Annotated in this window: 18 protein-coding genes; 17 read left to right on the top strand and 1 reads right to left on the bottom strand. The window is 35.1% G+C overall.

Annotated elements, in window-relative coordinates; translation table 11 throughout:
- Window positions 1-65: 65 nt before the first annotated feature.
- From yajC to GJV85_RS03065, 12 genes are all read left to right on the top strand, one after another.
- Entirely contained in the window at window positions 66-332 is a 267-nt protein-coding gene (yajC, locus tag GJV85_RS03010; RefSeq protein WP_207562396.1) for a preprotein translocase subunit YajC, read from the top strand.
- On the top strand, window positions 322-1,887 hold the full coding sequence (gene secD / locus GJV85_RS03015; RefSeq protein WP_207562397.1) for a protein translocase subunit SecD: 1,566 nt from the start codon (window positions 322-324) through the stop codon (window positions 1,885-1,887). Before yajC ends, secD begins: the two co-directional genes overlap by 11 nt.
- Before the next feature lie 2 nt (window positions 1,888-1,889).
- The gene (gene secF, locus GJV85_RS03020; RefSeq protein WP_207562398.1) at window positions 1,890-2,861 is read left to right on the top strand and encodes a protein translocase subunit SecF; all 972 of its coding nucleotides are present in this window, start codon (window positions 1,890-1,892) and stop codon (window positions 2,859-2,861) included.
- Between the two features lie 166 nt (window positions 2,862-3,027).
- Window positions 3,028-3,366, top strand: a complete 339-nt coding sequence (locus GJV85_RS03025; RefSeq protein WP_207562399.1) for a DUF6394 family protein — start codon at window positions 3,028-3,030, stop codon at window positions 3,364-3,366.
- Window positions 3,367-3,512: 146 nt separating this feature from the next.
- The gene (leuS, locus tag GJV85_RS03030; RefSeq protein ID WP_207562400.1) at window positions 3,513-5,966 is read left to right on the top strand and encodes a leucine--tRNA ligase; all 2,454 of its coding nucleotides are present in this window, start codon (window positions 3,513-3,515) and stop codon (window positions 5,964-5,966) included.
- Window position 5,967: 1 nt separating this feature from the next.
- Window positions 5,968-6,495, top strand: coding sequence for an LPS assembly lipoprotein LptE (lptE, locus tag GJV85_RS03035; RefSeq protein WP_242689821.1), 528 nt, complete (start codon window positions 5,968-5,970; stop codon window positions 6,493-6,495).
- A 2-nt stretch (window positions 6,496-6,497) separates the two neighbouring features.
- The gene (locus tag GJV85_RS03040) at window positions 6,498-8,048 is read left to right on the top strand and encodes a GGDEF domain-containing protein (RefSeq protein WP_207562401.1); all 1,551 of its coding nucleotides are present in this window, start codon (window positions 6,498-6,500) and stop codon (window positions 8,046-8,048) included.
- On the top strand, window positions 8,048-9,196 hold the full coding sequence (locus GJV85_RS03045) for a folylpolyglutamate synthase/dihydrofolate synthase family protein (RefSeq protein WP_242689822.1): 1,149 nt from the start codon (window positions 8,048-8,050) through the stop codon (window positions 9,194-9,196). Before GJV85_RS03040 ends, GJV85_RS03045 begins: the two co-directional genes overlap by 1 nt.
- Window positions 9,189-10,145 (top strand): M23 family metallopeptidase, encoded by a 957-nt coding sequence (locus tag GJV85_RS03050; protein WP_207562402.1) that lies wholly within the window; start codon window positions 9,189-9,191, stop codon window positions 10,143-10,145. The genes GJV85_RS03045 and GJV85_RS03050 overlap by 8 nt, the downstream gene beginning before the upstream one ends.
- On the top strand, window positions 10,046-10,429 hold the full coding sequence (locus GJV85_RS03055) for a bactofilin family protein (RefSeq protein WP_207562403.1): 384 nt from the start codon (window positions 10,046-10,048) through the stop codon (window positions 10,427-10,429). The genes GJV85_RS03050 and GJV85_RS03055 overlap by 100 nt, the downstream gene beginning before the upstream one ends.
- Complete coding sequence (mfd, locus tag GJV85_RS03060; RefSeq protein WP_207562404.1) at window positions 10,429-13,419, top strand: transcription-repair coupling factor; 2,991 nt, start codon at window positions 10,429-10,431, stop codon at window positions 13,417-13,419. Before GJV85_RS03055 ends, mfd begins: the two co-directional genes overlap by 1 nt.
- A 1-nt stretch (window position 13,420) precedes the next feature.
- Window positions 13,421-14,230, top strand: a complete 810-nt coding sequence (locus GJV85_RS03065) for a TIGR00282 family metallophosphoesterase (protein ID WP_207562405.1) — start codon at window positions 13,421-13,423, stop codon at window positions 14,228-14,230.
- Here the strand turns inward: GJV85_RS03065 and GJV85_RS03070 are convergent.
- Entirely contained in the window at window positions 14,227-14,688 is a 462-nt protein-coding gene (locus tag GJV85_RS03070) for a hypothetical protein (RefSeq protein ID WP_207562406.1), read from the bottom strand. The genes GJV85_RS03065 and GJV85_RS03070 overlap by 4 nt on opposite strands.
- A gap of 213 nt (window positions 14,689-14,901) precedes the next feature.
- Here GJV85_RS03070 and GJV85_RS03075 point away from each other — a divergent pair, with 213 nt between their 5' ends.
- The 5 genes from GJV85_RS03075 to GJV85_RS03095 are packed head-to-tail and all read left to right on the top strand — an operon-like array spanning window position 14,902 to window position 22,180.
- Window positions 14,902-16,896: a TolC family outer membrane protein gene (locus GJV85_RS03075; protein ID WP_207562407.1), complete on the top strand. Its 1,995-nt coding sequence runs from the start codon at window positions 14,902-14,904 to the stop codon at window positions 16,894-16,896.
- Window positions 16,896-18,092 (top strand): OmpA family protein, encoded by a 1,197-nt coding sequence (locus GJV85_RS03080; protein ID WP_207562408.1) that lies wholly within the window; start codon window positions 16,896-16,898, stop codon window positions 18,090-18,092. The genes GJV85_RS03075 and GJV85_RS03080 overlap by 1 nt, the downstream gene beginning before the upstream one ends.
- Before the next feature lie 21 nt (window positions 18,093-18,113).
- Entirely contained in the window at window positions 18,114-20,264 is a 2,151-nt protein-coding gene (locus tag GJV85_RS03085; RefSeq protein ID WP_207562409.1) for a type I secretion system permease/ATPase, read from the top strand.
- A complete protein-coding gene (locus tag GJV85_RS03090; protein WP_207562410.1) occupies window positions 20,254-21,591 on the top strand; it encodes an HlyD family type I secretion periplasmic adaptor subunit in 1,338 nt (445 codons plus the stop codon). Before GJV85_RS03085 ends, GJV85_RS03090 begins: the two co-directional genes overlap by 11 nt.
- A gap of 4 nt (window positions 21,592-21,595) precedes the next feature.
- On the top strand, window positions 21,596-22,180 hold the full coding sequence (locus GJV85_RS03095) for a response regulator transcription factor (RefSeq protein WP_207562411.1): 585 nt from the start codon (window positions 21,596-21,598) through the stop codon (window positions 22,178-22,180).
- Window positions 22,181-22,298: the final 118 nt, after the last annotated feature.

The following is a 22,298-nucleotide window of genomic DNA, read 5'->3' on the forward strand; positions in this document are numbered from 1 at the left end:
TAGTAGAGTATTAGTATATCTTTTGTATAATCGCTCCAATTTTATAAAACAAGGAAGTCGTAGACATGGAAATGATCTCTCAACTATTACCGTTCGTATTTTTAATTGCAATTATGTATTTTGTGATTATCCGCCCACAACAAAAAGAGGCAAAAGCTAAAAAAGAGATGATTGAATCTCTTAAAAAAGGTGACAAAGTAATTACAAATGGTGGTTTTATTGTAGTTATTAGCAAAGTTGAAGAGGAATTTTTAAGTGTTAAACTAAATGATGATGTAATAAGTAAAATCACAAAAGATTCAATTGCAAAGAAGTATGAGGATGAAGCTTAATTATCGCATAGTCATTTTCGCTTTAGCGATAATTTTTGGTCTTTTTTTCTCGGCTCCTTCTCTTCTTCAAACTGAGGCAGGTAAAAAAGTTACTCTAGGTCTTGATCTTCAAGGTGGGCTTCATATGCTCCTTGGCGTTAAAACTGAGGAGGCTACAAAATCTCGCATAAAGTCGATAGCGGCTAGCATTAAACATTTTTCAGAACGCAATGACATCTTAATAGACTCTCTTACTTTCACAGAAGACTCTGTTAAATTTGAAGTTTTAGATAGTGATGACAACAACGCTATTAATGAATTTTTAAAAGATATAGAGGGTTCAAGCATATCTCAAGAGGGCCAAATTGTCTCTCTTTCTCTCACAGATAAAGAGATAATAAGAACTAAAGCAGCAGCAGTAGATCAAGCTATAGAGACTATCCGTAATAGACTTGATCAGTTTGGATTGTCAGAGCCTGTTGTTGCACGCCAAGGTGAAGAGAAGATCCTTGTTCAGTTAGCAGGTATCAAAACGCAAGAGGAAGAGCAACGTGCACGTGAACTTATCTCACGTGCTGCAAAGCTTGAACTTATGGCTGTAGATGAAGATAGAAATGCTCGTGTTTATAACATGAGTAGTTCTGATGCAGCAGCTTATGGTGATGTGATTTTACCAGATGTTAAAAATGAGCAAGAGAAATATCTTGTTCGTGAGATTCCAATCCTTGATGGCGGTATGCTTACTGATGCTTCTATGGGCTTTGATGAAAATAATCGTCCACTAATTAACTTTAAGTTAAATGCAGAGGGTGCAGAGATATTCGGTGACTTTACAGGTAAAAGTGTAGGAAAGCGTTTAGCTGTTGTTCTAGATGGTAAAGTTTACTCTGCTCCAAATATTAATGAGCGTATTGGTGGTGGTGCAGGGCAGATCTCTGGTAACTATACAGTGATGGAAGCAAAAGATTTAGCCATTGCTCTGCGTTCTGGTGCACTTTTAGCTCCGATTTATTTAATGGAGAAACGCTCAGTTGGGCCAAGCTTGGGAGCTGATAGTATTAAAGCATCACTGGTTGCACTTATAGGTGGTTTTGTTTTAGTTATCTGTTTTATGGTTTTTTATTACCGCTTAGCAGGTGTTATTGCAAATATTGCTCTTGTTGCTAACCTCTTTATTCTTTTAGCGGTTATGAGTCTTTTTGGTGCAACGCTAACTCTCCCTGGTATGGCAGGTATCGTTCTTACCGTTGGTATGGCGGTTGATGCAAATGTTATCATTTCAGAGCGTATTCGCGAGCTTATATATGAGGGCAAATCTATGCATAAAGCCATAGAAGAGGGATATGCAAACGCGATGCGCGCAATCTTAGACGCAAACATTACGACGCTTATCGCTTCTGTAGTTCTTTATGCTTATGGAACAGGTGCCATTAAAGGCTTTGCCATTACTATGAGCATAGGTATTTTAGCTTCAATGCTAACGGCAATTTTAGGTACTCATGGAATTTATGAGATGCTTGAGAGTAAAATTCAAAAATCTAAAAATAACCGTTTGTGGTTTGGAATTAAAGGGTAATTATGGAATTTTTTAAATATACAAGAACCTTTAATTTTATGGGGAAATCTAAAGCAGCTATGGTTTTCTCAATTCTTATAGTTTTAGCTTCTTATGCACTTCTACTAACAAAGGGTCTTAACTATGGTGTTGATTTCGCTGGAGGAACAGTTGTTCAGGTGAAATATGACACTACTGCTCCAATTGATGAAATGCGTGATAGTTTAAAAACAAATGAAATTTTTAGTGGTGCGAGTATTAGTGAGTTTGGCTCTCCTGATGAAGTTGTTATCCGTATGAAAACAAGTACAGGAAATGTGACAACAGATATAGGTGACTTAACAAGAGAAGCACTTAAGGGAACAGGAAACTATGAGATACGTCGCGTTGACATAGTTGGTCCAACAGTTGGAGCTGAACTTAAAGAAAAAGGAATTATGTCTCTTGTCTTAGCTGTCATAGGTATTTTGATCTATGTGGCGTTTAGATTTGAGTGGCGTTTTGCTGTTGCTTCTATCGTCGCGCTTGTACATGACGTCTCCATAGCTCTTGGAGCGATAACTCTTGTTGGTCTTGATGTGAACCTTGACGTGCTTGCAGCGCTTCTTACAATACTCGGATATTCACTCAACGATACTATTATCGTATTTGACCGTATTCGTGAGGGTATTACGAAAAATAGAGGCATTGATCTTGGAGAGACTATTAACGAGTCTGTTACAAGAACACTAGCTCGTACAACACTCACTTCACTTACTACTTTCTTTGTTGTGTTTACTCTGTTTATGTTTGGTGGAGAGATTATTCATGCTTTCGCGTTTACTCTTTTAGTTGGCGTTGTAGTTGGTACGTACTCATCAGTTTTCGTAGCCTCTCCAATCCTTCTTTGGTTTGGATTTGATGTGAAAAACTATCATGTAAAACTTGCTGCAAAAGCTCAGAAAAATATAGAAAAACAGAGAATTCGTGAGCAGTTTGAATCAGGGGTTATGTAAAATTTATAAAAGTTACATATTTAAATAGTATTAAGAGGCACTTGTACCGTGAGCTTTCCGCTAAGGAAAACCAAGTGTTAATGTAGACAAGGGAATTACTTCCCTTGTCTACATTATTAAATGAAGGGTTTCCTTCATTTTATAATGTAAAATTAAGGGAGTTAGTATGGATTGGGGTAAAGTAATATACGTGTTTTTCTCATTAATGAGTTTAACATCAATAGCAGGTTTTTTATATGAGAATACAGCTGTTTCACTTTTTATCGCTGCGAGTGTAAACTTGATTTCTACACTTTTAAAAATAGGGGTTAGAAATTTGCTCTCAGCAGAGCTTTTGGCTTCATCATTAGTAGCAGATTTACACCTTATTCCAGCATTTATATTTTTAGTTATTGTTGGGGATGATTCTTGGGCTATAGCACTTGCTATTGGTGCATTAATCGCAAATGTTTTTTCTATGGGTCTTGTTTACATCGAGAGTGGAAAAACAAAAGAAGAGTATTAACACAAGATAGAGAAAGAGTTTATTCTTTCTCTACGGTGACTAAAATTTGATTCCTTTTGGAATCAGAATCTGATGTATAAAGCATTGATATAGGTTCTCCTATATGACTCTTTTATATTAAAGAATTTTGTAGCAGGAAAGTTAATTTGGAATATAGTTCATCAGTTATAGAAAAAAAATGGCAAGAGTATTGGAAGCAAAATGAAAGTTTTGAGCCAAGTGAAGACTTCTCTAAAGAGAAAAAGTACATACTCTCAATGTTCCCATTTCCAAGTGGGCGTTTACATATGGGGCATGTTAGAAACTACTCGATTTCAGATGCATTCGCTCGCTTTCATAGACAGCAAGGTAAAAACGTACTTCATCCTATAGGTTTTGACAGCTTTGGAATGCCTGCTGAGAACGCCGCTATTAAAAATGGGAGTCATCCAAAAGGTTGGACATACGATAACATCGACTATATGAAAAATGAGTTTTACTCTTTAGGCTTCTCTTTTTCTCGTAAACGTGAGATGGCAACATCTGATGAACTATATACGAAGTTTGAACAGGCCTTTATGATAGACATGTATAACAAAGGTCTACTTTATCGTGAAAAAGGAATGCTTAACTGGTGTCCACATGATGAGACAGTTCTTGCAAATGAGCAAGTAGTTGATGGATGTTGTTGGCGTTGTGATACTCCTATCGTTAAAAAAGATATGAATCAGTACTATTTTAAAATTACTGATTACTCTGATGAGTTACTTGATGATCTAAAAAAACTTGAAGAGGGATGGCCTAAACAAGTTCTTACTATGCAAGAGAACTGGATAGGAAAATCAAATGGATTGGTATTTGATCTTTTCTTTGACGATGATTCACTGTCTATCTTGAACAATGAGTTTAAATCTTTTGATGTTTTTACAACTCGTCCTGATACTATCTATGGCGTCTCATACACAGCGCTTGCGCCTGAACATAAAATTGTTGATTACATGATTGAAAATAAGCTTTTAGACGAAGCTACGATTGAGCAAATTAAAAAGATGAAAAACACTTCATCCATAGATAGACAAAAAGAGAAAGCTGGACTTCCTCTTGGTTTAAATGTGCTCCATCCTCTAAGTGGAAAAATTGTTCCCGTTTGGATAGCTAACTTTGTTCTTATGGACTATGGATCTGGTGCTGTTATGGCTGTTCCTGCTCATGATGATAGAGATTATGATTTTGCTAAAAAGTATGACCTTCCTATAAATGCCGTTATTAAACCAAAAGATGCTGAAGTTGACGTAAGTAGTGCTGCTTATACAGAAGTTGGAGAGCTATTTAACTCTGGTGAATTTGATGGAATGAACTCAAAAAAATCTCAATATAACATAATTAAAATGTTTGAAGAGAAAAATATAGGCAAAAAAACTACTAACTATAAACTTAAAGATTGGGGAGTCTCTCGTCAGCGTTACTGGGGAGCTCCTATTCCTTTCGTTCATTGTGACTCTTGTGGAATTGTAATGGAGAAAAAAGAGAATCTTCCAATCGCTCTTCCTGATGACGTTGAAATTAACGGAGAGGGAAGTCCTTTAGAAAACCATCCTACTTGGAAACATTGCGCTTGCCCTTCATGTGGTAAAGATGCAGTGCGTGAGACAGATACTATGGATACTTTTGTGCAATCGTCTTGGTATTTTTTACGTTTTTGCGCATCTCCAGCAACTTTGGAAAAAGCGGCGTTTACTCCAGAGGAAATAAAGTACTGGATGGGTGTTGACCACTACATCGGTGGGATTGAACATGCCATACTTCATCTTTTATATGCGAGATTTTTTACAAAAGTTTTTCGTGATTTAGGTTATGTTGATTTTGATGAGCCTTTTGAGAAGCTCCTAACGCAGGGTATGGTACTTAAAGATGGTGCTAAAATGTCAAAATCTAAGGGCAATACGGTTGACCCTGACGCCATTATAGAAAAGTATGGTGCAGATACGGCGAGACTTTTTATCCTCTTTGCCGCTCCTCCAACACAAGAGCTAGAGTGGAATGATAGTGCTGTTGAAGGCGCTCATAAGTTTATTAAAAGGTTTTTTGATAGAAGCTCAAATATAGTAGCTTGTAAATCAAAACCGGTAATAAATCATGCAAGTTTAAGTAAAGAAGAAAAACTTGCTCGTAAGAAAGTTTATGAAGCACTTGTGCGCGCAAATGATGTTTACAATGAGCGTTATACATTTAACACTCTTATAGCTGGTGTTATGGAAGCTATTAACGCACTTAATACTCAGAGTAATAGCGACGTATGGAGTGAAGGTTACTGGATACTTAGTTCAATAATGGAGCCGGTAATCCCACATACTTGTTGGGAGATAAGTCAAAAGTACTTCGGACTTAAAAATCTTGAAGCACAGGAGATAGTTGAAGAAGTATTTGTTGAAGATAGCATACTATTGGGTGTTTCCATAAATGGAAAGAACCGTGGAGAGATTGAAGTTGCTAAAGACGCAAGTAAAGATGAGATACTGGCTCTTGCAAAAGAAAAAGTTGCTAAATGGCTCGAGGATAAAGAGCTTGTTAAAGAGATAGTTGTTCCAAATAAGCTTGTAAACCTTGTAGTAAAGGGATAGTGTGAAATTGCTGTATTTCGTTTTAAGACTCTCTTTAGGAGTTATTTTACTTTTACAGCTTAGTTCATGTGGTTATAAACCAAGTGCAAAATATGCACGAGAGATAATTGGTACTAAAATTAGTACAAGTGTAGTTATCTCTTCACAAGATCCAGAAAATACAGTACTTATTAAAGATGCTGTAGATAGTGCGATTATCGGAATTTTTCATGCTTCTTTAAGTAGTAGAGACCGCTCTGACACTCATCTAAATTTTAGTATCTCTAAACCTACCTATACACCACTACAGTATAATGATAATGGTTTTGTTATCTCATATCGTGCTACAATAATGCTCAAGATACAAAGACAAACAAAAGATATGATTAAAAATTATAGTGAGCTAGGGACATATGACTTCGCAGTTGTTCCTAATGCAGTACTAACAGATCAAGAGAGATTTGACGCCATTAGATATAGTGCCACAAAAGCTATTTCAGCTTTTATAGCAAGAGTCTCTGCTGAAGGTTCACAACAAATAGGAAGATAAATATGACTATACAAGCGATTATAAATAATGCTGTAAAAAGATTAAGGCTAGAGGGAAAGCTCCTGACACCTGATGCCTATGCTGAAGCTTTTTGTAAAGAAGCTAAAAAAGCGAAGATGAATATAGAAGATTGTAATCATATAGATAAATTTACTTCAACTTTAAATGCAGAGTTTCAAAAAGACATAAAAAATTATCGAATATCTACTATGAATGAGTTTGTTCGCTTTATTGTCGCTAAGCTTAACCGAACAAATCCTACACAATGCTCAAACACGCTAGAATCCCAAATTTTATTAACAAAAAGAATACTGCAAGTTGTAGAAGTTCTTCATAACAAAGAAGCAAGTGAACTCGCTAAGAGTACTATAGAGATTATAGAATCGGGCGCTCAACCTGACCAACTTGATAGTTTTAGACAGCGTTGGGTTAACTTCTTAACACTCTATGATGATACTTTTTTACAGTCGCTAAAAGCTCTTGGAAAAATAGATACCAATAATCTGCAAAAGAGTATAGAAGGCTTAAATATTGTTGCCGAGACTACATCTGTAACATCCACTACAGATCTAGAAAAGATATCTCGAATGCTTATCTCCTCTTTTGTTCCGTCTATAGCATCAAGTGTTAATGAGAGCATTGCAAATATTAGTGATAAAATTAGAAATAATCCATCTCTACTTGAGAGCGACAGCATAGAAAAAGAGATAAGGTCTGCTATATCGCTTAGAATTGCACTAGATAAAGAGAGTGTTAAAGAGATGATAGAGTCTATTGACGGCGTATTAGATAAACTCTCTCTGCGTTTGATAGATATGATAGAAAAGTCAGATAGCTCAAATATTGAAATTCAAGGCATAAAAAAAGAGCTTGAATCATACTCAGTAGAGTCTACTTCAAATTTTAACATAGCACATAAAAAACTCTACACAATCGCTCTTGCATTAGAAGAAAATACCCAGCTTTTAACACAAGATTTAAAAGATCATAGTGGTGAGGTTTCAGCCCTCTCAGCTAAGGTTAGAAAATTGGAAAAAGAGCTTGAGAGTGTTAAAAAAGAGTCAAAAGAGGACTTTTTAACAAAACTTTATAACAAGCGTGCTCTTGATGAGTTTATGGAGATGAAAGAGGCAGAGTTTAAACGCTATGACCATAACTACTCTATTGTAATGTTTGATATAGATCATTTTAAAGCGGTAAATGATACTCATGGCCATGATGCAGGCGATGCCGTACTTTCCGCTTTTGCAAAAATTCTCAAAAAAGATTGTAGAGAAGTGGACATAGTAGGGCGTTTTGGTGGAGAAGAGTTTATGGCAATACTAAGTGAAACGGATGCAGAGGGTGGTTTTATTTTCGCTGAAAAAGTAAGAAATCATGTTCAAAAGGCCCGTTTTATGTATAAGGGCAAACGTATTGAAGTGACTGTAAGTGGGGGGATTAGTGATAGAAAGAAACATATATCTTTGAGTGCTACTGTTAAATCTGCTGATGAGTATCTTTATTCTGCTAAAGAGAATGGTAGAAATAGGATGGAGTACAAGAAAAAATAGTGTTAGAAGATTATTTAAATGCTAAACCACTTTATTATGATGAGATAGACTACACTCGTATGCCAAGAGTTTATGAGTCCATAAAAAACAAACTCCATATCCCTAAAATAATCCACCTTATTGGAACAAATGGAAAAGGCACAACTGGACGATTTTTAGCCTCTGCTCTTTACACGCTTGGATTTAAAGTTGGTCACTACACATCTCCTCATATATTAGAGTTTAATGAGCGCATCTGGCTAAATGGTAAAGTAGTCAGTAATGAGAGTTTAGAAGAAACACATATAAAACTACTCAATATTTTGTCAAAAGAGAGTGCAGATTCACTTAGTTATTTTGAGTATACAACACTCTTAGCTATATTGATATATGCAGATGTGGATTATATAATCCTTGAGGCTGGTTTAGGTGGAGAACATGACGCAACTTCAGTATTTCCTAATATTTTAACTCTTGTTACTCCAATAGATAGAGATCATGAGGCATTTTTAGGTGAGACTATTCAAGAGATAGCAACTACAAAATTAAATGCTATACAAAAAAGGGTTATTTTAGGAAATCAAACTCATAATGAAGTGTATGAGATTGTTGACAAAATTTCAAAGTCCAAGGGAATAACAGCAGAAAAGTTCTCGATTCTTTTAGAAGCAATAGATTATGAAAAGATAGAAAATATTGCTAAAGAAAATGATTTGCCTCAGTACCTAAGAGAGAACCTAATGCTTAGTATCTCCGCACTAAAGGCTTTAGGCATAGAGTATAAAACAGATAGTTTTACAAATAGTAGACTCTTTGGACGTTTAACGAAGCTGAGTGAAAATGTCATTATTGATGTTGGACATAATTCCCTCGCAGCAAACTCTATAGTAAAGAGTTTAAGCCCTCATAAGTACACCCTCATTTATAATAGCTATAAAGATAAAAACTATAAAGAGATACTTAGAACTTTAAAACCTATAATAAAAGATGTAGAAATTATAGAGATAGAAGATGACTCAAGAGTTGAAGAACTTCTAATTATGAAAGAAACAGTAGAGGAACTTGGGTTTAAGTATAAGCTATTTAAAGAGATAGTTCCTGAGAATAACTATCTTGTTTTTGGTTCTTTTAGTGTAGCAGAAGCATTTTTAAAGGTATACAATGGATAATCATTTTACAGTTACCATCCATGATGATAATGGAGTCAAACAGTTTAATATTCACCATATTGTTAAAAAAGCCTTACTCTATCTATTTGGATTTGTGCTTATCGCTGTTTTTATAGGTGTGGGAACAATACTTTATTTAAATGCGAGTATAAAAGAGATACAAAAAAAACGCAACGGTGTTGAGTTAGCATATAAAGAGATTAAAGAGAGTAACTTAAAGCTTCAAGAGCACATGGAGAGGACTAACTCTTCGCTTATTGAAAAAAAAGAAGAGCTTGACGAACTCTCTGATTCACTCTCAGAGATTGAGATGCTTATAGGTTTAAAACCCTCAGAAGAGACCTCCATACATGAAAGAGTAAGTGATATGAAGCTTGACTCTGAACATCGCGTTACATTACTTCAGCTTATTCCAAATGGCTCACCTGTAGAGTATAGAGGTATCACAAGTAAATATGGTTATAGAACTCATCCAACGCTAAATAAACGCGAGTTCCATCGTGGAACTGATATGAAAGCCGCTATGAATACTCCAGTTTATGCTCCTGCCGATGCTATAGTAGAGTATGCTGGAATGCATAAAAAAAGTGGATTTGGAAGATTGGTTATTTTAGAACATGCTTTAGGATTTAAAACATACTTCGGACATTTAAAGAAAGTTGTGATAAAATCAGGCGAATTTGTAAAAAAAGGCACCTTAATAGCTTATACAGGAAGTTCAGGTATGAGTAATGGACCGCATCTGCATTACGAAATTCGATTTATACATAAAGTATTAAACCCATTTTACTTTATAAAGTGGACACAACAAAATTATGACGAAATATTTCAAAAGGAGAAAAAAGTACCATGGCAATCTTTAATAACAGCGACAACACATCTGAGGGTGCTCCAGCCAACTCAAACACAACCATTATCACAGCTGGCTCAAAAATCAAAGGTGAATTAGATCTCTCTTGTAATCTCTATATAGATGGAGAACTCGATGGTATGATTAAATCTACTAAAGAGATAAATGTTGGCAAAAATGGTCGTCTTAAGGGTAATATTAAAACAGAGAAGCTTATTGTTCAAGGTTTTGTTGAAGGAACAGTGGAAGCAACTCGAGTAGAGATAAAAGCGGCAGGACATGTGAGTGGAGAGATAACTTCTACTGAATTGATTATAGAATCAAAAGGTGTTTTTGAAGGAAACTCAATAGTTAAAAGTACACAACCTGCAATAACAGTTTAATGCCACAAACAGCACTATTTAATCATTTCCAATCAAAAAGTTCAGATAAGTTAGATCTACTTATCTGCCAAGATGCCAAAGAGTCATATGAGTTAGAAGCAGTTGCTAAGTACTTTAAAAAAGACGTCATACTTTTTCCAGACTTTCGTCCAACCTTTGGGGATGACCTGCGCTCTTATAAAGAGGAGATGCATGATCTTCTTTTTGCCTTAAGAGTTTACCACCAAGCCAAAAACAAACCACTTGTTATCGCACCCCTTAAAACACTTCTTTTTCCACTTCCTAAAAAAGAACTCCTAGATTCCACTAGGTTAGAGTTCGCCCAAGTAGTAGATTTAAAGTCATTTAAAGAGAAGATGCTTTTTTGGGGATACACATTTGTGGATATGGTTCAGGTTGAGGGAGAGATCTCTCATCGTGGAGATATTTTAGATATATTTATTCCCTCAGCTAATAATCCAACCCGTATCTCTTTTTTTGACAATGAGATAGAGCAGATAAAAGAGTTTGAGCTTGAATCTCAAAGAACTCTTGGAGATGAGTTAGACTTTGTAGAGGTTAGAAGCGCTTTTTACTCATTTGATGAGATGGCGTTTAATACTTTAGATGAGAAGGTTCAATCAAGTCAGTTTGATGCTCTTGTTAAAGATGTCGCCTCTCTTGGATTTTGGTATCTTGATGAAAATGCACAGAGTTTTTTAGAAAATAAAAATGCAAAGTTTTCTAAAAACTTAACCGAACTACTTAAAGATGCTTATGGTATAAATAATCCAGTTATTCCAAGAGATAAGTTCGATCTTGAAGTGTTGGAACAAAATGAGGATGTAAAAGAGCTAGTTGTAGCAAACGTAGAACAACTGCTTAAAGTGCATAAAGATAAAAAAATTACCATCATTGCCGCAAATGCTGCAACAATAAAACAAGCTGGAATCTATGATACGTCAAATATCACTAAGGTTACAGCACCCTATATCTTAAACATAATAACTCCAGATGAGTTGGTGATTTCTCTTAACAAACCAGATAAGAAACGCCGCCGTAGAAAAAGCTCTATACTGCTTGATGATTTAAAAGCAGGGGATTATGTTGTTCATGAAGATTATGGTGTTGGTATATTTGAAAGTATTGAGCAGACAGAGATACTCGGCGGGGTTAAAGACTTTATAGTTATCAAGTATGTAGGTGATGATAAGATACTCTTGCCGGTTGAAAATTTAGATTACATAGACAGATATATAGCCGGTGGAGGTTCGACTCCCGTTCTTGATAGACTAGGCAAAGGCAACTTTGGAAAGTTAAAAGCTAAAGTAAGAAAACGCCTTCTTGAAATAGCTGGTCAGATTGTCAATACTGCAGCAGCTCGCGCGCTTATAAAAGCTCCTAAAATTACTTTAGCAAAACAAGAGCTAAAAGATTTCCAAGCTATGAGTGGGTTTATCTATACTGATGATCAGACGCAGTCAGTAGATGAGATATTGTCTCAAATGTCTACCGGGAATATTATGGATAGACTGCTAAGTGGTGACGTTGGCTTTGGTAAGACAGAAGTTGCACTCAATACCATATATGCAGCATATAAATCGGGTTATCAGTCTGCGTTTATAGTGCCCACTACGCTTCTATCGGCTCAGCATTGGCGTTCATTGGATGATCGCTTTAAAGAGTTGAACATCAGATATGCAAAGTTAGATAGATTTGTCAGTACAAAAGATAAGAGCGCGATTATAAAAGGTCTTGCATCTGGTGAGATAGATACAGTAGTAGGAACGCATGCTCTATTTGGACTTGAGTTTAAAAAACTTGGTGTGGTCATCATAGATGAAGAACATAAGTTTGGTGTAAAACAAAAAGAGAAGATAAAAGAGCTCTATCATAATGTTCACTTGCTCTCAATGTCTGCAACACCAATCCCGCGTTCACTCAACCAAGCACTGAGTTCTATTAAAACAATGTCACAACTTCTTACTGCCCCAAGTGAACGTCAAGGCGTGAGAACCTTTGTAAAAGAGTATGATGAGAAACATATAAAAGAGGTGATTCTACGTGAGCTTCGTCGTGGCGGACAGGTTTTTTACGTACATAACTCTATTGACCATATGCCTATTAAGTATGGAGAGTTGAAAGCTCTGCTTCCTGAATTACGAATCGTAATGCTCCACTCAAAAATATCAGCTGTAGAGACGGAAAAAGAGTTACTGAAATTTGAAGCAGGTAAGTATGATCTTATGATAGCGACTTCCATTATAGAGTCGGGTATTCATATGCCTAAGGTAAATACTATTTTAGTAGATGGTGCAGATAGATTTGGTATAGCGGATTTACATCAACTTCGTGGTCGTGTTGGTCGTGGTCATGTAGAAGGCTTTGCTTACTTTATAGTTCAAAATAAAGAAGTTCTGACTGATGAAGCAAAAAAACGTCTTCTCGCATTAGAGTCTAACTCATTTTTAGGTTCAGGCTCAGTACTCGCTCATCATGATTTAGAGATTCGTGGTGGAGGTAATTTAGTAGGTGACGCACAGAGTGGTCACATCAAAAATATCGGCTACTCTCTTTATCTTCGAATGCTTGAAGACGCTATAAAAGAGTTAAGCAACACTAAAGAGAGTGAAAGAGTAAAAGTAGATATAAAACTTACCATATCCGCTTTTATCTCCGATGAGGTGGTTAAAGAAGATAGACTGCGTTTAGATATATATAGACGACTCTCTCAGTGCGAAAGTGCAGTTGAGATATATGAGATAGAAGAAGAGATAATAGATAGGTTTGGTGAATTAGATATGCCTACGAAACAGTTTTTTGAACTGATGGTTATAAAGCTTTTAAGTCTTGAGAAAAAAATTAAGTCTATCACAAACTATGGACAAAGTGTAACTTTTACATATTTTAATGAATCAAAAGAGACAATTAAGTCGGATTCCAGAGATGATGACGACATCATCAAATGTACTCTCTTTTATCTTAGAAATAATAAGCCAAAGGTATTATAAAGTGAAAATAGCATTTATAGGTGATGTGGTTGGAAAACCTGGTCGCGATATGCTCAAAGAGCATCTAAAAAAGATAAGAGAAGAGCACTCTTTAGATTTTGTTATTATCAATTATGAAAATGCATCACATGGTTTTGGTCTGACTTCCAAAAATGCAAATGAACTTTTCTCTTATGGCATTGATGTAATGAGTGGGGGGAATCACTCTTGGGATAAAAAAGATATAATCCCTCTTTTTGAAACTCATGAGATTCTCCGGCCTCATAACTATCCTGATGAGGTTCCTGGAACTGGTTGCAAAGTCTATGATGTGGCAGGGGAGAAGTTAGCAGTTTTAAATCTTATGGGACACTTCTCAATGCCATATAGTGATAATGCATTTAGATGTGCTCAAAAGAGTGTTAATGAGTTACATGAAGATGGAGTCAAAAATATTTTTATAGATTTTCACGCTGAGGCTACAAGTGAAAAGCGTGCAATGATGATGCTTTTACAAGGTCAAGTAAGTGGGATTATAGGAACACACACTCATGTTGGAACAGATGACTTCCAAATAGCAGATGGAACGGCTTACTTAACTGATATTGGTTTGAGTGGTTGTAGAGATAATGTCATAGGTATGGATGCAAAAGTTCCTCTCAAACAGTTCTTAACTGGGATGAAAGGACATTTTGACATACCTAAAAAGTGTAAAAAAATTTTACAAGTAGCTGTTATGGAATTAAATAGTGGAAAGTGTAGTTCTGCATATAAATTAAAATATTTTTGCGATGGAAGAGTACTCAAGACAGATGCTTGGAGTGAAGATTAGGCAGTTATTTTATAATAATTGTCATTCTCTATATAGGTATTTACCATAGAGTTTCTAACTATACTCTCTTGTCCTTTTTTAGCTTCTTGAGGAAGTTTTGAGTCAAGTTTTGGCGTTTGATTTAGAGTAATTTTCGGTTTTTGCAAAAGTGAAAACATTTTAGAGTTTTCTGCATATGCAACTTGTGCTCCACTCATAGAGTTAAGCTTAGAAAATTGAGCTTTTGAGCTGTCTATGTTGAGACTTTGTTGCTCAAACTGCTGACGGTTATGAAGTGATTTATAGTTAGATATATAGTTAACTGGAAGTTTCTTGCTAGGAAGTACAAGGTCTGGAGTCGTGTTTTTTAAAAGTTTTGATTCAAAAGATGAAGAGAGTTTTAATGGCTCACTTTTCTCTTTTTGAGCTTTTGTTGATGAACTTGTATCGATATATGTACTATATGATGACACAAACATAATTAACCTTTTTTAAAACTATCTTTATACATTATAAAATAAATTGACTTAAAAAATATTAAATATAATGATTTAAATGTCGATAGTAGCTATGAAGAGGGTATAAAGAAAGATTGAAATTTTGGTATGGCTTATGCTTTATACTCACTAAATACTTACTTTTATGCGATATAATAAAATAATTAAATATAATAGAGTAAACAAGGTATGTCAATGATAAAAAAAATAGTAATTACAAATTTATTTATGTTACTCATAGCTACATCATTATTTGGGTTAACACTTAAAGAGAGCATTATTGAAGCGATAGATACAAATCCAGTTGTGCAAGAGAGACTTAAAAACTATAGAGCTACACAACAAGATTTAAATATAGCAGAGTCAGAGTACTATCCACAACTTGATTTGAGTGCTAGTTATAACTACAATAGAGCTGGTGAAATTAACAATGCAGTTGTAAAACAAGACTATACAAACTATGAAACAACTCTGAAGTTTACACAAAATCTCTTTGATGGTTTTTCTACAGTTCACAAGATTGATTATCAAGAAGCAAGAATTTTAGCTGCTGCTTACAACTATGTAGAAAAGTCCAATGATATAGCGTTTAAAATGACAAATGCTTATATTAGTGTAATGAGAGCACATGACCTTCTCCAAACAGCTCGTGAAAACGTTCAAATAAATAGAGATATATATACAAAAGTAAAAGATCTATTTGATTTTGGTTTAACAACAGACTCTGAAGTTAAAAAGATAGAGTCATCCCTCTCACTTGCTCGATCAAACCTTACTGTGAAAAAAAATAATGCACTTGACACTGAGTATAATTTTAGAAGAGTTTTAGGAAGAATGCCTCAAGTTCAAACGATGAGTAAACCAGAGCTAGACGTTCAACTACCAGAGAGTATTCATAAAGCAGCTCAATATGCGGTAAATAATAACCCATCTCTTCTTGTGAGCCGTTATAACATAGAGAGTGCTCACTCACTTAGAAAACAACATCAAAAAGAGTACTATCCACGTATTGACTTTGAGGTATCTCAAACATATAACGACATAGAAGAGGCGAACGCTTTTAATAATGCTGATGATAGATTTAAAGCTAGAGTGGTATTAAACTACAATATTTTCCGTGGTGGAGCAGATGATGCGATTACACAAAAAGATTTAAGCACTATCAATCAAGAAGTCGAAATAAAAAGAGATTTAAAACGCCAAGTAATAGAAGGACTAGATCTATCTTGGAATGCTTACGAGATGATAGGTCTACAACTTGTAGATTTAAGAGAGTATCGTGAGTTTTCTGAAAAAACTTTAGAGCTCTATAAAGAGGAGTATGATTTAGGTAGAAGATCTCTACTAGACCTTCTCTCAGCTCAAAATGATGTAATAAATTCACGTACACAGATTATTCAAGCTGAGTATGATCAGCTCTTTGCAAAATATAGAATTTTGGATGCTATGGGAGTTCTTCCTCTAGCGGTTATAGGCGATACAAAAGAGTTTACATCACGAGTAAACCTTTACAGTGATGGGAACTATACGGAAGTTTTAGATTCAGTTCCTGTAAGCTTAGATGTAGATAATGATAAAATAGTAGATAATCAAGATATATGTGATAACTCTTTACAAGAGAGTAGTGTAATGCCTTATGGATGTGTCCAACCTAACCCAGATAGTGATGGAGATGGTATATTTGATAGTCAAGATGAGTGTCCACTGACTCCTCGAGATATTGCTACTGCACCAAATGGTTGTGCACTTGACACAGATATGGATGGTGTTAGTGACTATCTTGATGAGTGTAAGAAAACACCTATAGGTTATGACGTAGATTTAAAAGGATGTGCTATAGCTATAACAATCACAGTGAATTTTCCAAGAGCAAGTGCTGAAATACCGGCAGATTTAGAAAAAAAGATTAGTGATTTCGCCCTTTTTATGCAAAATAATACGAAGTTCCATGCAAAAATTACAGGCTATACGAGTAGAACAAGTGTAAGTGAAGAGGCATATAACCTAAAACTTTCACTAGATAGAGCAGATAGTTTTAAACAAGAACTTATCAATCATGGTATAAGTGCTCATCGTTTGAGTACAGATGGAAAAGGCTACGAAAAGCCTATCGCTGATAATAATACAGACGAGGGTAGAATACTCAACCGAAGGGTTGAAATTGAGCTTACAACAATGGAAGAGTTTTAATGATGATTAATTCAAGAGTTTTATTTTTTAAGGTAATGTATCTCTTAATTCTATTTATGCCAACACTACTTTTTAGTAGTATCTATAGTGATGGGTATAGTTTAGAGAGTAATGAAACTGTGCAAAATGAGAAAGTGACTGACTTTAACTCTGGTAGTTTTGATGAAATTATTCGTTTTAATATGATAGAAATGAGAGAAGATGAAGATTTAATAGAAGAAGAGACAAAAGAAATTCTTAATAAAATTCATCAGCTTGAAGATAATAATGCAAGCATAAGAGTAACTATTTTAGGTCATACTGACCGAGCGACAGATGATGCAAATGAAATAGTTGTAGAGTCTGATACTTTTGTGAATTATATTTTGAACTTTTTTAGATGCTTTATAAGTAGTGATGATACTCAAAAGATAGCACAGGAGTATGCAGAGGATTTCCAAAATAGACTTGTTAAATCGGGTGTTGATAAAAACATAACATATGTAGAAAGTCGAGGTGGTATTGATGAGTCTTATACTCCATTAGATACAGACTCTAGAGAAGCTTCTAATGGGGTGAGGGTAGCTATATATGTTATATCTAAAAAAGATATTGACAGTGATGGAGATGGTGTCTTTGATAAGAGTGATAAGTGTGTAGATTCTCCTAGAGGTTTTGGTGTTGATAGTTTTGGATGTACATTAGATAGTGATTGGGATGGTGTCCTTGATGATAAGGATGAGTGTCCAAAGACTCCTACTATCACATCTGTAGATTTAAAGGGTTGTCCTCTTGATGAAGATAATGATGGAGTAGCTGATTATAAAGATCAGTGTCTAGATACATTAGTAGGTTTAGCAGTAAATCCTTATGGTTGCCCAATAAATCATACATTAAAACTGAACTTTAAGACTTCTTCAGCTAAAATCTTAAGTGATTCATATTCACAAATAAAAGTTTTTTCAGAGTTTATGAAAAATAATCCTGCTTTTAAAGCTGAAATAATCGGACACACAGACAGTGTAGGTAAGGCAGAAGAAAACATGAAACTATCAGAAGATAGAGCACTAAATGTTAAAAAAGCCCTTATACAAAATGGTGTCGAAGAGTGGCGTTTAGTCTCTCGAGGTAGAGGTGAACTTGATCCACTTGAGTCCAATAGAACTGAATCGGGGCGTTTAACAAATCGTCGAACAGAGATAGTTCTCTTTTACTAACCTAAATTAAAGGAGTAGCCAATGCATGAACACTCAATATCAGTTAATGACGATGCTCTTTTAGAAGTTTTTGTACTTTTTACAAAGCTATTTCATAAACCTTATACAAAAGAAGCACTACTTTCAGGTCTTCCTATCCATGGCTCTCAAAAACTTTTTTCTCAAGGAAGTTCCAAATCACTTTTTTCACGTGTTGCTGGGCGTGCTGGCCTTAAGTCGACACTTATAAAAAGATCGATAGAAGATATGCTTTCTCTTCATCTCCCTGCCATTCTTATCTTAAGTAATGATAATGTCTGCATACTAGAGAAGTTTAATAGTGATAAAACAGAGGCAAAGATTATCTACCCTGAGGGTGACGGATTTGAGCAGTGGCTAAGTGTAGAAGATTTAGAAAAAGAGTATTTGGGTTTTGCTTATCTGCTAAAAAAAGAGTTCCAATACGATAAGAAAAACTCAAGAACTCTCCAGCTAAAGCAAAAGCATTGGTTTTGGAGTACTTTGAAACTCTCTATTCCAATATATAGAGATGTTTTATGGGCGTCGTTACTAATAAATCTTTTTGTTTTAGCAACACCACTCTTTACAATGAATGTGTATGATAGAGTTATACCAAATAATGCTCAAGAGACACTAATGGTCTTTACTGTAGGAATTATTTTTATTTACATACTCGACTTTTTTCTAAAGTTTACTCGAGGCTACCTCTTAGAGTTAGCAGGTAAAAAGAGTGATATTATTATGTCCTCTATTATTTTTGAAAAAGTACTTGATCTGAAGATGTCAGAACATCCTGCTTCTGTAGGATCATTTGCTAGTAATCTAAAAGATTTTGAATCTGTACGCTCATTTTTTACAACTGCCACAATGACTGCTGTAATAGATTTACCATTTGCGATAATCTTCTTAGCTGTTATCTATTATATAGGTGGAGTTTTGGTTTTTGTACCCTTAATTACTATGGTTTTAATTTTTATATATGCTATGGTAATCAGAGGCCCGCTAAGAGAGAGCATAGAGTCATCACATGAGGCAAGCGCAAAAAAGAACTCTATATTGATAGAAACGCTGCAAAATATAGAAACAGTAAAATCTATGCGTATGAGTGGAAAAATGCAGTGGAATTGGGAAGAGTCAACTGGTGAAATAGCTGAGAAGAACTTAACTTCACGTCTTTTATCATCTTCTATCCCCAATGTGACAAATCTCTTTATTCAGCTAAACACAGTCTTTGTTGTTGTCTTTGGTGTTTACTTAATTCAAGAATTTGAACTTACTATGGGTGGATTGATTGGTGTAGTTATATTAACGTCAAGAACAGTCGCTCCAATGGGCCAGGCCGCAGCCCTTATAACAAACTACTCCGATGCAAAAACTTCCTATACTTCACTCAACGATATCATCTCAAAAGAGGTTGAACGCCCTGCTGGTAAAGAGTTTGTTGAACGTCCGAAATTTTATGGAAAAATAGAGTTTAAAGACGTATGTTTTAACTATCCAGGAACTGAGATACCTGCATTAACAAACGTTAACTTTGTTATCAATCCTGGTGAGAAAGTAGCTATGATTGGTCGTATAGGTTCTGGAAAAAGCACTATTGCAAAACTAATACTAAAACTTTACGACCCTACTAGCGGTAAAATTTTACTAGATGATATAGATATATCCCAGATAGATCCAGCAGATTTACGTAAGTTCATCTCATATGTTCCTCAAGATATAAATCTCTTTAGAGGAACTATAAAAGATAATATTATCTCGTCTGAGCAGTACCCAAGTGTTGAAGATATTATATATGCTTCTCAAGTGAGTGGTGTTGAAGATTTTGTCAAAACCCACCCCTTAGGCTTTGATATGCCAATAGGTGAGAGAGGAGCTGGACTCTCAGGTGGACAACGCCAAAGTGTTGGTGTGGCTCGAGCACTTATTCAGGATAGTGCCATTATGATTATGGATGAACCTAGTAATGCTATGGATCAAACCACAGAAGCTAACCTATTAAGAAAACTTTCCGAAGAGTTAAAAGATGAAACAGTGATACTTATAACACAAAAATTATCGCTTTTATCTATGACAGATAGAGTTATTGTTATGCATCAATCTAAGGTATTATTAGATGGTCCTCGTGATGAAGTAACTAAGCAGTTAGGAGGGGGATCAAATGTCAAATGATGTAAAAAAGAACCTTTCTAAGCGCGACTATGAATTTATGCACTCTCTGAGTGCTGCAGTACTTGAAGTTGCTCCGACTCGTCTACGGTTTGTTCTCTACTTTTGGATTATTGCAATATTTGGTTTTTTAGCATGGGCAAATTATGCTCTCATTGATGAAATAGCTCGTGGTGATGGAGAGATTATTCCAAGTGGTGAGAATCAACTTATACAAAACCTTGAAGGTGGAATAGTTGAAGAGATTTTAGTCTCAGAGGGTCAAGATGTTAAAAAAGGGCAAATTCTTATACGAATAGATAATCAAAAATCAAAATCATCATTTAGCTCAAACGCAATCAAAGCCGATGCCCTTCAAGCTAAAATTGCAAGGCTCCGTGCTGAGTCTATGGGTGAACCTTTTGATGTAGATAAGTCTCTTGAAGAAAAAATACCAGATATAGTAGAGAATGAAAAAAGTCTTTACAAAACAAATCAGCATCAATTAGATTCAAAGCTAAGTGGTCTTGAAGAGAAGCTTTCTCAAAGAAGGCAAGAGCTCTCAGAAGCTCAGTCAGAACTAGAGCATCTTAAGTCATCAAACCAGATGATTCAAACTGAAGTTAGAATGACAAAACCTATGGTTGCAAAAGGTGTTCGTTCTAAAATTGATTTCTTAAAGCTCCAACGTGAAGCTAATGATATAGAGTCAAAATATCAGTCTGTGAAAAAATCTATACCACGGCTTAACTCAGCTATTAAAGAGGTACAAAATAGTATTGATGAAGCTAAATATATGTTTATGGGTGATGCAAAGATTAAGCGTAATGAGGCAATTGCTGAGCTGAGATCTTTAAGAGAAAACTCAACTGCACTACAAGACCAAGTTAGTAGAACAATAGTGAAATCACCGATGAATGGTATAATTCAGAGACTATTTGTTCATACGGTTGGTGGTGTAATCAAGCCAGGTGAGGACATTATGGAGATAGTTCCAAGTGATCAAAACCTACTTGTTGAAGTAAAAATAAAACCAGCAGATATTGCGTTTATATACTTTAGTCAAAAAGCTATTGTGAAATTTTCAGCCTATGATTTTGCGATTTATGGCGGACTTGATGGAAAGGTTGTCTTTATCGGTGCAGATACTGAAAAAGATGAAAAAGATAATGTTTTTTATAAAGTAAGAATTCAAACAGATAAAAATTACCTTTCTCGTAATGGAGAAAAACTAAGAATTATCCCTGGAATGACGGTAAGTGTTGATATTATTACTGGGCAAAAAAGTGTTCTGGACTATATTTTAAAACCTATACTTAAAACAAAACAATATACATTTACGGAGCGTTGAGAAGATGAAAACAGTACTCTATAGTGATGATATAAATTTACTTTCACACTGGCAAAAATCTCTTGAAAACCTATGTGATGTATATGATGACCTTGACTCTTTGTATGAGATAAAAGAGAGTATTATTATTATCAATTTTTCAGCTTGTTTACCCGAGTGTAGTTATGTTTTAGCCGAGCTAAATAAAAATAATAATAGAGTTTTAATCCTTCACAGAACACCTGACTTTGAAGTGGCAAAAAAGATGATCCATTTAGGTGCTTTTGGTTATGGAAATGCACTTATGCGAGACCATTTTATAGTCTCTGCAGTAAATACAATTAGAGATGGAATGGTCTGGCTCTATCCAGAATATACATCGCAACTAATTATGGAAATTAGACCAAAAGAAGAGAATCAAGATGCATTACTAGTTAGTTTAACATCAAGAGAAAAAGAGGTTGCTCTTCTTTTAAAAGATGGGCTTACCTATAAAGATATTGCAATTAAACTAGATATAACACCAAGAACGGTTAAGGCTCATGCTCAAAATACATATGCAAAACTTCATGTAAAAGATAGAGTAGCATTAGCACTTTTACTAAAGTAAATACTCTCCTCTAAACCCCTATAAACAAGCAATTTTACACTTTCTTGTCCCTCTGGACAATACCCTTTTATATTTGAACTCGTTATAATAGTTCCAATATTATATTTTTAGGGGATTA

It is taken from the genome of Sulfurimonas aquatica (genome assembly GCF_017357825.1).
In the GTDB taxonomy this organism is placed as follows: Bacteria; Campylobacterota; Campylobacteria; order Campylobacterales; family Sulfurimonadaceae; genus Sulfurimonas; species Sulfurimonas aquatica.

Coding starts and splice junctions, on each gene's coding strand:
- yajC (WP_207562396.1), top strand. CDS start 66: ATGGAAATGATCTCTCAACTATTACCGTTCGTATTTTTAATTGCAATT.
- GJV85_RS03040 (WP_207562401.1), top strand. CDS start 6,498: ATGACTATACAAGCGATTATAAATAATGCTGTAAAAAGATTAAGGCTA.
- GJV85_RS03080 (WP_207562408.1), top strand. CDS start 16,896: ATGATGATTAATTCAAGAGTTTTATTTTTTAAGGTAATGTATCTCTTA.
- GJV85_RS03090 (WP_207562410.1), top strand. CDS start 20,254: ATGTCAAATGATGTAAAAAAGAACCTTTCTAAGCGCGACTATGAATTT.
- GJV85_RS03055 (WP_207562403.1), top strand. CDS start 10,046: ATGGCAATCTTTAATAACAGCGACAACACATCTGAGGGTGCTCCAGCC.
- GJV85_RS03050 (WP_207562402.1), top strand. CDS start 9,189: ATGGATAATCATTTTACAGTTACCATCCATGATGATAATGGAGTCAAA.
- secF (WP_207562398.1), top strand. CDS start 1,890: ATGGAATTTTTTAAATATACAAGAACCTTTAATTTTATGGGGAAATCT.
- GJV85_RS03095 (WP_207562411.1), top strand. CDS start 21,596: ATGAAAACAGTACTCTATAGTGATGATATAAATTTACTTTCACACTGG.
- GJV85_RS03070 (WP_207562406.1), bottom strand. CDS start 14,688: ATGTTTGTGTCATCATATAGTACATATATCGATACAAGTTCATCAACA.
- secD (WP_207562397.1), top strand. CDS start 322: ATGAAGCTTAATTATCGCATAGTCATTTTCGCTTTAGCGATAATTTTT.
- GJV85_RS03075 (WP_207562407.1), top strand. CDS start 14,902: ATGATAAAAAAAATAGTAATTACAAATTTATTTATGTTACTCATAGCT.
- mfd (WP_207562404.1), top strand. CDS start 10,429: ATGCCACAAACAGCACTATTTAATCATTTCCAATCAAAAAGTTCAGAT.
- GJV85_RS03025 (WP_207562399.1), top strand. CDS start 3,028: ATGGATTGGGGTAAAGTAATATACGTGTTTTTCTCATTAATGAGTTTA.
- GJV85_RS03085 (WP_207562409.1), top strand. CDS start 18,114: ATGCATGAACACTCAATATCAGTTAATGACGATGCTCTTTTAGAAGTT.